Genomic DNA, 12,390 nt, shown 5'->3' on the forward strand with positions numbered 1-12,390 from the left:
GCTCAGGCCGCGGCGAACGTCTGCGCGAACCGACGCAGGAGCGCCGCGCCCTCGGTCACGGATGCCGAGAGCACCTGCCCCTGCACGAGGTCGAACTCGTCGGGGTCGAAGTACCCGGTGGTGCGGTAGAACGTCATGCGGTCGGCGAAGTCGCGCGGCGTGGGCTCGGGGTGGAACTGCGCCGTGTACAGGTGCGTGCCCACGCGGTACGCCTGCACGGGGCACGTGTCGTTCGTGGCGAGCAGCACAGCGCCCTCGGGCACGGCGGCAGCGCTCTCCTTGTGTGCCGTGAAGACGGTGAGTGCGGGGGAGCTCGGGCCGAACACCGGATCCGCTGCCCCGGCCTCGGTCGTCTCGATCACGGTGGCGCTCGCCGACTCGGGAGTGTCCGACGTGACCTCGCCGCCGAGCATCCGGGTCACGACCCCGATGCTGAAGCACGTGAAGAACGCGGCGATCTCGCTCGCGATCGCCCGTCGGGCGATCTGCTCGAGATCGGCCTCGACCCGCAGCTGCACCGGAGACTTGTGCGCATCGCTCACGTTGAACGGCGAGCCTCCGACCACGACGCCGGTGTACCGCACGAGGCGGGCCGGGTCCAGACGCTCGGTCAGCAGATCGAGGCGGTCCACGACATCGACGCCGAGCGCCCGTCGGAACGAGGCGTGTTCGGCATCCGCCGCCCCCAGCTCGGGGCGCACACAGACGTAGAGAAGCGAGACCACCACGAGAGTCTAACGACGACCTCGTCGCTCTCCGGTCACCGGGAGGAGTTCGAGGTGCGGCCGCGGACGATTCCGATGAACGTCTCGACGTCAGGGGTGGTGTGATCGCGACGCCAGGCGAGCGCCACCGTCGACACCGGACCGTCGATGAGCGGTCGGTGGCCGGCATCCTTGCGGTGGTGCAGACGCGCCAGCGACATCGGGACGATCACGATGCCCGTGCCGGTCGCGGCGGTCGCGATCGCGTCGGCCACGGCAAGCGGCGCGAAGGTCGGTGCGACGGCTCCGGGGATGTCGAGGGGGCCGAGCGGATCATCGATCGGCGTCATCACGAGCTCACCGGCAAGGTCGGCGACAGTGAGCTCGTCGACGGCGAGCAGGTGCGACTCGATCGAGGCGACCACGACGGGCACCTCGTCATAGAGCGTGATCACATGCAGCGAATCGTCGGCCAGGGGCAGACGCACGATCGCCGCGTCCAGGTCGTCGAGGGACTCGGTCTGGGTCGCGACCTCGATCGGCACGAGCTCGACCGGCACGTGCGGCATCCGCGTCTTCCAGGCATCGATCCATTTACCCGGCGTGGCTCCCGGCACGACGCCGAGGCGGAACGTCCGGGGCTCTTCGGGTTCTGCCCCGGGGGCGTCGAAGACGACCTTGGCGGTCTTCTTCGGAGGCTTGGGCGGCGGGAAGCGCTGCGCCGGGGCCGCCTTGTTGCGGCGCACGGGCGAACCCTTGCCGGCGCGCCCCGCCGGTCGTCGTCCCTGAGTCGCCATGTGCTCCAGGGTACCCGTCGTCGTCAGGCTGCGAGCCAGAGGCCCTTCGGGTCTGTCGCCACCGTCAGGCCGGCGGCGACAGTCTCGTCATCGCCGATACGAGCGCCTCGGACGATGCGCGCTCCGGCGCCGACCTCGGTGCGGACTCCGATGTGCGCGCCGTCACCGACGGCTGCGCCCTGGCCGATGTGTGCGTGCGCGTCGACGTGCGCACCCTCGCCGATCACGGCATCCGGTTCGATCCAGGCGCCACGGGCGATCGTCGCCCCGGCGCCGATGCGCGCTCCGGGTTCGATGTACGCACCCGCTTCGATGAGCGCCTTCGGGTGTACCTTCGCGCCGTGCGCGACGAGTCCTCGACCGTTGGCGTGCTTGCGGTAGCGCAGCGTCGCTCCCTGGTCGTTCTCGATGTCGACGTAGTTCTTGCCCACGATTCCTCCCCGTGTTCCGGAGTGCTCCGGATATATCAATAACCACGAGGTCGCCGGATTCATTCCCCAGCATGGAAGCGGGTCGTTCCGAGCGTGGAAGCGGGTCAGCGCTGGCAGACCGGACACCAGAATGTGATGCGTTCGCGGGTCGGATCCGCGCCCTGCTCCCCGCGGAGGATCAGGGTCCCGCACCGTCGGCAGGGGTGCCCTGCCCGGCCGTACACCCAGGTGCCCTGGCCGGGGCGATCGACGCCCGTGAAGGTGCGGTGACGGCGATCGCGGTTCACCCGGATCGTGCGCACGCCGAGGTCGAGGAGGGCGGCGACGTCGACCTCGGGGGCAGGCGTGGTCGGCAGAACTCCGCGCAGGAACAGCAGCTCGGCCGCGTATTCGTTGCCGAACCCTGCGACGTTGCGCTGGTCGAGCAGGGCGACGTGGATGCTCCGGGTGTCGGCGCTCAGACGCCGCGCCGCCTCGGCCGCATCCCAGTCCGGACCGAGCGGATCCGGACCCAGATAGCCGACGAGATCATCTTCGTCGCGCGTCGGCACGACCTCGATCTCGGCGAGATCGATGCCCACGGCCTCGCGTTGCGCGGTGCCGACGATCGCACGGACCTTGAACGCCGGATGCCGCCATTTCTCACCCGCGCGATAGACGAGCCAAGCGCCGTCCATGCGCAGATGGGAATGCAGGGTGCTGTCGCCGATGCGCAGCAGCAGGTGCTTGCCTCGCGCGATGGAGGAGTGGATCGGCTGGCCGGTCAGGTCCAGGGTCGCGAAGCGGGGGACGCGGAGGTCGAAGCGGGCGACCTCGCCGCCGACCAGCGCCTCATCGAGCCGCTTGGCGGCGCGGAAGACCGTATCGCCCTCGGGCATCAGATGCGACCCGGTCCAGGGGGCGGCAGAGGGGCGGACGCGGCCCCGGGCGCAGGCGGCGGGGGGAGGGGCGCTTGGCGGAAGCCAGGCGAGGAAGGCGGCCGAGTCTCGTGAGCGACCGCCTGCAAGGGTGTCCGCTGCATCATGGTGCGCGCGAGCGTCGTCGCACCCGCGACCGCGGCCGGCATGACGGCGACCGCGCCGCCGGGGATCAGGAAGCACAGCTGGGTGGCCACGCCGAAACCGAGCACTCGCGCCCTGCTGCCACGGAACAGTGTGGCGCGGTCGACCGGGGTGAGGTCGCGGGCGTCGAAAGCGCGGCTCGTGAGCTCGCGTGCCAGCATCCGCCCCGACAGCACGACGCCCGTCACCGCCGCGAGGAATCCGCCGACCAGCGGAACGAGCCCCAGGAGCAGTACGAGGATCGCGATCAGGATTCCGAGGATGATGAGACGGAGGCCCTCGCCGACCGCCATCCAGAATCCGCCGCCGTCGGAGGGAGGTGCGTCGCCGAGGTCCGTCTCGACCGCGCGCCAGATGCGCTGATAGAAGGGATCGCCGATCGCGAGGGCGAGGGCGCTGAACACCGCGCTCGCGAGGGCGAGGGCGGCGGCGAAGATCACGACCCCCACGGCGGCCCGGAGGGCGGAGCGCCAGGCGGGGATCCAGCCGTCGGCGAACGGCGTCAGTGCGTCGGAGATCGGTCCGAGCGAGAGGGCCAGAGGGATCAGTCCGGCGAGCAGGACGACCGCGGCGATGATGCCGGGAACGAGTCCCAGGGCCATCAGGCCGGGGCGGCGGCGCCAGGTGCCGAAGCCGCGCAACAGAGTGCGGATGCCGTCGAAGAACTCCCCGATCATGCGTCCAGCCTAGGAGCAGCGATCACGGCCACCGTCAGATCGCCTTGCGGAGTGTGTAGCCGCGGGGCGTCGCGACGAACCCCGCCTCCTGCAGCGCCAGGGCGAGATCGGTGCCGTACACGCCCTCGCCGTTGACCTTCTCCACCGTGAGGGTGTCGAGGCGTCGTGCGCGAGCGGTCGCGGCCAGATCCGTCGCCGCGGCGCGCAGGACCTCGGCGTCGTCGGTGAAGCACAGCACGGTGCGCCCGCCGCGTTCGAGGTAGAGGGTCAGTGATCCGTCGACGAGGACGACCAGACCGCCGGCCTTGCGTCCGGGGCGGTGCGACACATCGTCTCGCTTCGGCCAGCCGAGCGCGGCTCCGTAGGGGTTGGCGGGGTCGGTCGCGGCGAGCGTGACCGCCTTCCGCGGGGGTGGATCGGCGAGGCCGGCGAAGGTGCGAAGGCGGTCGACGGTGGCGGATGCCGCGAACTGCGCGGCACCCAGCCGCTCGATCACGTAGCCACGGCGGCAATGCCCGGCCTCCTCGAATCCGGCGAGCACACGGTAGGTCTGGGCGAAGCCGCCCGGCACACCCTCGGCCTGCACGGCACCGCGGGTCACGACGCCGTACCGGTCGAGCAGGAGGCCGGCGGTGACAGTGGCCCGGCGAGCGGCGTCGGTGTCGACCGAGGCGAGCAGCGACCAGCGCCCGCCGATCGACGACGGTCGCGCTGCGGTGCGGGCCAGCGACATGCCCCGGTACGTCCGCGTGCGGGGTGCGCGCCTCGTGACCCGGTGCGCCTGCGAACCGCCCGCGAGCAACGAGCGGATCGGGGCGAACGTGTCGTTCGTCACTCGGCCCGCCCAGGTGAGCGCCCACAGCGCTTCGAGCACGGACTGCTCGTTCTCCGCGGTGGTCATCTCCTTCAGCTGGGAGGCGAAGTAGGCCCCGCCGGCCTCGAGTGCGACCAGCACGCGGGCTTCCAGCGAGTCGGCGGCGATCTCGTCGTCGGGCTCGGGCAGGGTGAAGGGCGCGAGATCGGCCGGATGCAGTGAGACCCAGCCGTCGCGACCGGGCAGGGTGCCGTGACCCGACCAGATGACCTCTCCCGACGCGGTCAGCTCGTCGAGCAGGGCAGGGGAGTAGTCGCGCACCCGCGACGGGAGCACGAGCGACTCCCAGGCGCTCGCGGGGATGGGAACGCCGGCGAACTGCTCGATCACCGCGAGGACGCCGTCGAGCCCTTCGAGCGGGCGGCCGAGGTGCTGCCAGTCGGGAAGGAACCGTGCATACGCCTCCGGCGACACGGGCTCGACGCTGCCGCGGATCGCGGCGAGTGACCGCATCCGCAGACGCCGCAGCACTTCGGTGTCGCACCACTCGGTCTCGTTCCCCGAGCCGGAGGCCTCAGGGAGGAAGTATCCGCTGGTGAGGCGCCCCGAGTGCTCGAGCCGCTGCAGGGTGTGTCGGGCGACGGCCGCACCGAGACCGAAGCGCGTCGCGACGGCATCCGTGGTGAAGGGGCCGTGCGTGCGGGCGTACCGCGCGACGAGATCGCCGAGCGGGTCGGCGAGGGGTTCGAGGAACGCCACCGGGATGCCGGTGGGCAGCGCCGCGCCGAGCGCGTCGCGCAGTCGCCCGGCATCTTCGATGGCGGCGACGCGGGTCGTGCCGGCGACCGTGACGGGGATCGCGCGTCGTGCGGCGATCAGCGCATCGAGATGATCCGCGGCCGACCCGGTCTCGGGGTCGAGCCGCGCGTCGATCTCGGCAGCGTCCATCGGACCGAGCATCCGCAGCAGGTCGGCGACGCCCTCGAGGCCCCGTGCGCGCCGCTCGGGGTCAAGGCGCTGCGCCTCGCGCTCGAACTGGGCGATGACGTCGGGGTCGAGCAGCTCGCGCAGCTCGACCGTGCCGAGCAGCTCGCCGAGAAGCGCGGGGTCGACCGAGAGGGCGGCCGCACGGCGTTCGGCGAGCGGAGAATCGCCCTCGTACATGAACGCGCCCACGTAGCCGAAAAGCAGGTCGCGTGCGTAGGGCGAGGGCTGCGACGGCTGGGTCTCGATCAGTCGGATGCGGCGGTCGGCGATCGACACCGCGAGCTTGCGCAGCGACGGGAGGTCGTAGACGTCTTGCAGCACCTCGCGGAGCGTCTCGAGGATCACCGGGAAGGTCGGATGCCGACGCGCCACCTCGAGCAGCTGCGCCGACCGTTGGCGCTGCTGCCACAGAGGTGTGCGCCGGTTGGGATTCGTGCGCGGCATCAGCAGGGCACGTGCTGCGCACTCGCGGAACCGGGAGGCGAACAGCGCGGATCCGCCGACCTCCTGCGTGACGAGCTGCTCGAGCTCGTCGGGGTCGAACACGAACAGCTCGGCGCCGGGCGGCTCGGCCTCGGCATCCGGGATGCGCACGATGATGCCGTCGTCGCTCGCGACCGCGGAACCCTCGACACCGAGGCGCTCGCGGATGCGTGCGTTGATCGCCAGAGCCCAGGGTGCGTGCACCTTCATGCCGTAGGGGGAATGCAGGATGACCCGCCAGTCGCCGACCTCGTCATGACCGCGCTCGACCGTGAGGGTGCGATCGGTCGGCAGCGTGCCCGTCGCCTCGCGCTGCTCGGTGAGGTGCGCCATGAGGTTCATCCGCGCCTGCTCGTCGAGTCCGGCCTCGATCAGCCGCTGTGCCGCCTTCTCGGGCGTCGCCGCCGACACCTCTCGAGAGAACTTGCCGAGCGCCTCGCCCAGCTCGAACGGACGGCCGATGCCGTCGCCGTGCCAGAACGGCACCTTGCCCGGCTGGCCGTACGCGGGGATGACGTTGACCCTGTCGTGCGTGATCTCGGCGATGCGCCAGCTCGTCGTGCCGAGGGTGAACACGTCACCGACCCGCGACTCGTAGACCATCTCCTCGTCGAGCTCGCCGACACGGGCGCCGGTGGATTCGCCGGCCACGAACACCCCGAACAGGCCGCGGTCGGGGATCGTGCCGCCGCTCGTGACGGCGATGCGCTGAGCACCGGGGCGCCCGGTCAGTGTGCCGGCATCTCTGTCCCACACCAGCCGCGGCCGCAGCTCGGCGAACTCGTCGGAGGGGAACCGCCCGGCGAGCAGGTCGAGGGTCGCCTCATAGGCCGATCGGGGAAGCGACTGGAAGGGCGCCGAGCGCCGCACGGTCTCGAACCACTCCTCGACGCCGATCTCGCCGAGGGCGCTAGCGGCGACCGTCTGCTGGGCGAGGATGTCGAGCGGATTGCGCGGCACCTGGATCGCCTCGATCTTGCCCGCCAGCATCCGCTCGGTGACGATCGCGGTGTGCAGCACGTCGCCACGGTGCTTCGGGAAGAGAGCCGCGCGGCTGATCTCGCCGACCTGGTGGCCCGCTCGTCCGACTCTCTGCAGCCCGGATGCGGCCGACGGCGGAGCCTCGACCTGGATCACGAGGTCGACCGCTCCCATGTCGATGCCGAGCTCGAGGCTGCTCGTCGCGACGACGCAGCGCAGCACGCCGGACTTGAGTTCCTCCTCGACCTGGGCGCGCTGCTCCTTCGAGACCGAGCCGTGGTGGGCCTTGGCGAGCACGGGGTCGGCCCCGGCGGTCGCGCCGGCCTGCGCCATCATGGCCGCCGGCACCGATGCCTCGGGCAGGGCGACGCCGATGCGCTCGGAGTAGATCTCGTTCAGGCGTCCGGTGAGGCGCTCGGCGAGACGGCGCGAGTTCGAGAACACGATGGTCGACTTGTTCTGCAGGATGCGATCGACGATCGCCTCCTCGACATGCGGCCACACGGAACCGGTGACCTCGGTGTACTCGGCGTCGGCGGAGTCGCCGGCATCCTTCGGCGCGCCGGGAGGTGGCGGCGGGTTCGTCATGTCGTCCATGGGGACGACGACGCCGAGCTCGAACGTCTTCGACGCCGGTGGGGCCACGATCTCGACCGGGGCGGCACCGCCGAGGAAGCGCGCGACCTCATCGATCGGGCGCACCGTGGCGGAGAGGCCGATGCGCTGAGCGGGGCTCTCGTGACCGTGGGAGCGACGCAGGGCGTCGAGCCGTTCGAGGCTCACCGCGAGGTGGGCGCCTCGCTTCGTCGCCGCGACCGCGTGCACCTCGTCGATGATGACCGTATGCACGTCGCGCAGCGTCTCGCCCGCGCGGCTGGTGAGCATCAGATACAGCGACTCGGGGGTGGTGATGAGGATGTCGGGGGGATCGGAGACGAGCTTGCGGCGATCGCTCGACGTCGTGTCGCCCGAGCGCACGCCGACCGTCACCGCCGGAGCTTCGACGCCCAGCCGCCGCGCCGACTGTCCGATGCCGATCAGCGGAGAGCGCAGGTTGCGCTCGACGTCGACACCGAGTGCTTTCAACGGGGAGATGTAGAGGATGCGGGTGCGAGAGCTGTCGTTCTCCCGGTCTGTCTTCCGCTCCCTCTTGCCTGCGGGTTCTTTCTTCCCTGTGCGTTCGATGCTCGCCGTGCGCTCGCGGAACACGCTGTCGATGGCCCAGAGGAACGCCGAGAGGGTCTTGCCGGAGCCGGTGGGGGCGACGACGAGAGCGTGCTTTCCTGCCGAGATCGCGTTCCAGGCTCCTGCCTGGGCGGGCGTGGGTGCGGGAAACGCACCCCGGAACCAGTCTTGTGTGGCAGGGGTGAAGCGTTCGAGCACGTCGCTCATCCCTCCATCATCACCCGAGCCTCCGACATCGGCGTCGCCATTGTCGGAGGGGCAGGGCATGCTGTAGGCATGGCGGCGCACACCACGAACTATCTGAGCACCTTCATCGAGGTGGCCGAGGACTGCCCCGTCGACCACGCCGAGGAGCCGCCGACGGGCGAGAAGCCGACAGTCGCCGCATTGCACTACCGGCTGATCGCGCAGGAGCCGTATGCGCACACCTCCGACGACGTGATCTTCACGACCCATGCGCTGCGCGCCGGGATCGACCCCGACGACGCCGCGGCGCGTGAGGCGTTCTTCTCGAAAGGCCAGCCCTGCCTGCGCTCCTCACCTCTGGGCAAGCGCTACGGATGGGGCATCGCCCACGATGCCGAGGGGCGGGTCGCGCTCGTGCCTCGAGAGTCCGAGGACTACACGCTGCTCGCCGCCGACCCCGCGATCGTCCACACTCGCGCGATGCGGAGCCGGCGCGCCTGAGGGTCTGGCCGGGCGAGCCGTCATTGTCGCCCGACGCACGAGGAGACAGGCCAACGACCGTGCCGTGAGCCGGGTCATCCTCAAGTACGACACCGCCCGAAAGGGGGTGTCCCAGGCCGACGCGGCGAGTGGGGGCGCGATTTTAGCGTCGCAGTATGTCCTCCACCGATACCTCCGCCCGCTCCATCCCGTCCACGTTCGTCGTCACGCGAGCGGCCGCCCCGATCGTCGGCAGCGTACTCGTCGGAGTGGCACTCGGGCTCATCTGGCTCGCCCGTCTGAGCACCGACAGGACTCTCTACGTGAGTGGCCTCGGAGCGGACGGGGAACCCACCGCCGGCGCGTTCGAGATCGCGCTGATCCTGCTCGCCGTCGGCGGGTTCGCCGTCGCATGGGCGGCTCGCGGATTGCGCTCGACCGCCCCGGTGCTCAGCCTGTGGACGCCGGCACTCTCCATCGCGATCGCGTCGTCGCTGTTCCTCCTCGCCTCCCAGGTGCCGTGCACTTCGGGCTGCCCGCTGCCGGTGGGAGACACCTTCACGTGGCAGGATCTCGTGCACACCGCGGCCGCGGTGCTCGCCTTCGCGCTCGCCGCGGTGGCGATGCTCCAGGCGTCCTTCATCGACGGCCGCCCGGTGCTGCGCAGGCTGTCGCTCGGGGCCGGCGTACTCACGGCCGTGATCGCCGGGGCCGGCGGCATCCTCTCACTGCTGCAGTTCCGCACCGACATCGGGAGCATCCTCGAACTCGTCGCCACCACGATCGGGATGGGCTGGCTCATGATCCTCGGATTCGCGACAGCGCATGCGGTCGGACTCGATGCCGCCGAGATGTCGACGCGCGCTGTCACGACACAGACCGACGTGATCGGTGCAGACGTGGACGAGCGCTCGCTCGTCTCGATGCACTGATCCGGTGGGGTGCGTAGAGTCGTTGCATGGCAGAGTCACCGTCGGTCTCCGAGGCGACCGCCGCGCTCCCACGGCCCGCAGGAGCGGTTCGCCGTTTCTGGAACGGGCATCCCTGGCTCGTCGACTCCGTGGTGGCCGGCGTCTATCTGATCCTCGCGACGTTCGCGGCGCTGCTCACGCCCCTGTCCTCGGGTGTCTGGACACCGAGCGTCGACGTCGTGTTCCCCGCGGCAGCCGCAATCGTCGGCACAGTTTCGCTGATGTTCCGGCGCCGGCACCCCTGGGCTGCGGTGGCGGTCTTCGGGGCGATCGCGGTGGTCTCGATCATCCTCGGGGTCGTCGCAGAGCCTCTGGGGGCGGCGCTCGCGCTCTACGCGGTCTTCGTCTACCGATCGAGCCGCAGCGGCTGGATCGCCTTCGGCATCCTGATGCTGGTCGTCGCACTCTTCGTGCCGTTCGTGGATGGTCTGTTGCGCGACCGTCCTGCCTTCCCGTTCGGTCCGATCGATCTCATCTCATCGGTCTTCCTGCTGATCGCGGCGCTCATGGGGATCACCGTGGGTGACCGGAGACGCTACATCGGGGCGATCGTCGATCGTGCGAATCAACTCGCCCGTGAGCGCGATCAGCAGGCGCGGCTGGCGACACTCGCCGAGCGGGCGCGCATCACTCGCGAGATCCACGACGTCGTCGCGCACAGCCTGTCCGTGATGGTGTCGTTGGCGGACGGCGCCGGAGCGCTCGCGGAGAAGGACCCGCAGCGTTCGCGGAGTGCGATCGGCGAGATCGGCGACGTCGGGAGGCAATCTCTGGTCGAGATGAGACAGCTTCTCGGCGCACTCGGAGACGACCCACAATCGCAGGATCAGACCGATCCGCTGCGTCCGAATCCGGGCCTGCAGGAGATCCCGGCGCTGGTCGACAACTTCCGCTCGGCGGGGCTGCCGGTAACCGTCCAGGTGCTCGGATCTGCTCCCTCCTCGTCCGCGCTGCAGAACGCGGTCCACCGGATCGTGCAGGAGGCGCTCACCAATGCCCTGCGCTATGCAAGGGAGCCGCGCGAGGTCGTCGTCACCCTGGACTTCGCCGGATCCGATGCGGTGATCGACGTGACCGACGACGGGCAGCCCGGTCCGGCAGCAGCATCGGTCGGCTCCGGTCGAGGGCTCATCGGCATCCGCGAGAGGGTGCACCTCTACGAGGGCTCGGTCGAGACAGGGGCGATGCCGGGCGGCGGCTGGCGCGTGCGCGCTGTGATCCCCGGGCAGGGTAGACCCGAACAAGAGGAGCAGCGATGAACCCGCAGCCCATCCGAGTGCTGATCGTCGACGACCACGAGCTGATCCGGCGCGGCATGCGCATGGTCTTCGACGCCGAATCGGAGATGCAGGTCGTCGGAGAGGCGGCCTCGGGTGCGGAAGCCGTGCATCTCGCGGCAGAGCTGACCCCCGACGTGATCCTGATGGACATCCGGATGCCGGAGATGGACGGCATCGAGGCGACGCGCCGCATCGTCCGCAGTTCGCCCGGCAGTCGCGTTCTGGTGCTCACGACGTTCGATCTCGACGAGTACGCGTTCGGAAGCCTGCGTGCCGGAGCGAGCGGATTCCTGCTCAAGAACACGCCTCCGGCTCAACTGATGGCCGCGATCCGCTCGATCGCGGCGGGGGATGCACTCGTCTCCCCGCGCGTCACCAGGGCGATGCTGGACCTCTTCGCCGCCCAGCTGCCCCGGGAGACGGAGCCGGACGACGAGCGGGTGAGCATCCTCACCGATCGCGAGCAGGATGTCCTGCTCGCGATCGCGAAAGGGCTCAGCAACGCCGAGATCGGGGAAGCGCTCTTCGTGTCGGAATCGACGGTGAAGACCCACGTCGGCCGCATCCTGCACAAGCTCGATCTGCGTGATCGCGTGCAGGCGGTGATCTTCGCCTACGAGGCGGGCCTCGTCTGAGCCCCGGTTCTCACCCCACCTCGCGCAGCGCGGCCTTCGAAAGGACCACGAGATCGCCCACACTCGGTTACTCGGCCGGCGCCCTGCGAGCTGGATTCAGAGGACGAAGGGGTGGAGCGCGATCGCACCCCAGGTGGCCAGGATCGCTACTGCGGCGAACACCGACGAGGCGATGGGAGTTCTCCCGACAGCGAGCGCGATCGCTGAGATGCCGCTGGCGAAGGCCGCAGCGAACAGAGTTATCGCGGCCCACGTCGCGGCGATGTCGGGCGCGGAGGGTTCACCGCGCAGGGTGACCACGAAGGTGGTGATCAGCGTGACCAGCACAAGGATCCCGAAGACCACCCACGCGATCGATGCGAGACCGTCGACGATATTGCCGAATCGGGTGGGGGTCGGTGCCAGCGCTGACTTCAGCATCGCCGACGCTCGCTGCTCGACCACGGAGTCCTTCGGCAACCTGCTCAACTCGCGCATCCGATCGTCGTCCGCGCCCGATCCGCGCAGCAGTGACGCGTACTGGCGGAGCTCGTCCTGAGTGGCGAGGTCATCCACTGCTATCGCATAACGGCCCGCCTGATCACCGTGGCCCTCCCCGCGGTACCAGGCGACGAGGCCGAGGCGCGCCTCGTGGTCGAGCGGGTCGGCCACGAGGCGCGTCTTGAGTACGCCGCGCTCCTGCGCGCTGAGCGGAAAGCCCATCGGGTTCTCGGACACG

At 70.2% G+C, this 12,390-nt stretch carries 11 protein-coding genes; 4 read left to right on the forward strand and 7 right to left on the reverse strand.

The genetic code is table 11. From position 1 onward, the window contains the following. Positions 1 to 2 precede the first annotated feature (2 nt). The 6 genes from ACTJKH_RS00640 to ACTJKH_RS00665 all read right to left on the reverse strand — a co-directional run bounded on the left by ACTJKH_RS00640 (position 3) and on the right by ACTJKH_RS00665 (position 8,327). Positions 3 to 725 (reverse strand): glutamine amidotransferase-related protein, encoded by a 723-nt coding sequence (locus tag ACTJKH_RS00640; protein ID WP_440735375.1) that lies wholly within the window; start codon positions 723 to 725, stop codon positions 3 to 5. A gap of 35 nt (positions 726 to 760) precedes the next feature. Beyond that, positions 761 to 1,501, reverse strand: coding sequence for a LysR substrate-binding domain-containing protein (locus ACTJKH_RS00645; protein ID WP_440735376.1), 741 nt, complete (start codon positions 1,499 to 1,501; stop codon positions 761 to 763). A 23-nt stretch (positions 1,502 to 1,524) separates the two neighbouring features. After that, a complete protein-coding gene (locus tag ACTJKH_RS00650; RefSeq protein WP_210098806.1) occupies positions 1,525 to 1,932 on the reverse strand; it encodes a DapH/DapD/GlmU-related protein in 408 nt (135 codons plus the stop codon). Between the two features lie 104 nt (positions 1,933 to 2,036). Beyond that, positions 2,037 to 2,810: a DNA-formamidopyrimidine glycosylase family protein gene (locus ACTJKH_RS00655; protein ID WP_440735377.1), complete on the reverse strand. Its 774-nt coding sequence runs from the start codon at positions 2,808 to 2,810 to the stop codon at positions 2,037 to 2,039. Then, entirely contained in the window at positions 2,810 to 3,670 is an 861-nt protein-coding gene (locus tag ACTJKH_RS00660) for an EI24 domain-containing protein (protein WP_440735378.1), read from the reverse strand. Before ACTJKH_RS00660 ends, ACTJKH_RS00655 begins: the two co-directional genes overlap by 1 nt. Positions 3,671 to 3,704: 34 nt before the next feature. Further along, positions 3,705 to 8,327 carry an ATP-dependent helicase gene (locus ACTJKH_RS00665; protein WP_440735379.1) on the reverse strand — a complete coding sequence of 1,541 codons (4,623 nt, stop codon included), beginning with the start codon at positions 8,325 to 8,327 and terminating at the stop codon, positions 3,705 to 3,707. A gap of 69 nt (positions 8,328 to 8,396) precedes the next feature. On the opposite strand from ACTJKH_RS00665, the gene ACTJKH_RS00670 reads away from it, so the two are divergent. The 4 genes from ACTJKH_RS00670 to ACTJKH_RS00685 all read left to right on the forward strand — a co-directional run bounded on the left by ACTJKH_RS00670 (position 8,397) and on the right by ACTJKH_RS00685 (position 11,672). Beyond that, positions 8,397 to 8,807, forward strand: a complete 411-nt coding sequence (locus tag ACTJKH_RS00670; protein ID WP_440735380.1) for a DUF6157 family protein — start codon at positions 8,397 to 8,399, stop codon at positions 8,805 to 8,807. 155 nt (positions 8,808 to 8,962) lie between these two features. Next, the gene (locus ACTJKH_RS00675) at positions 8,963 to 9,718 is read left to right on the forward strand and encodes a DUF998 domain-containing protein (protein WP_440735381.1); all 756 of its coding nucleotides are present in this window, start codon (positions 8,963 to 8,965) and stop codon (positions 9,716 to 9,718) included. Positions 9,719 to 9,744: 26 nt separating this feature from the next. Continuing rightward, a complete protein-coding gene (locus ACTJKH_RS00680) occupies positions 9,745 to 11,016 on the forward strand; it encodes a histidine kinase (RefSeq protein WP_440735382.1) in 1,272 nt (423 codons plus the stop codon). After that, positions 11,013 to 11,672, forward strand: coding sequence for a response regulator (locus ACTJKH_RS00685; protein ID WP_440735383.1), 660 nt, complete (start codon positions 11,013 to 11,015; stop codon positions 11,670 to 11,672). The genes ACTJKH_RS00680 and ACTJKH_RS00685 overlap by 4 nt, the downstream gene beginning before the upstream one ends. Positions 11,673 to 11,768: 96 nt before the next feature. Here the strand turns inward: ACTJKH_RS00685 and ACTJKH_RS00690 are convergent, their stop codons facing one another. Continuing rightward, the gene (locus ACTJKH_RS00690) at positions 11,769 to 12,389 is read right to left on the reverse strand and encodes a hypothetical protein (RefSeq protein WP_440735384.1); all 621 of its coding nucleotides are present in this window, start codon (positions 12,387 to 12,389) and stop codon (positions 11,769 to 11,771) included. Between the last annotated feature and the right edge of the window lies 1 nt (position 12,390).

This window comes from Microbacterium sp. 22215, assembly GCF_052045655.1.
GTDB lineage: Bacteria > Actinomycetota > Actinomycetes > Actinomycetales > Microbacteriaceae > Microbacterium > Microbacterium phyllosphaerae.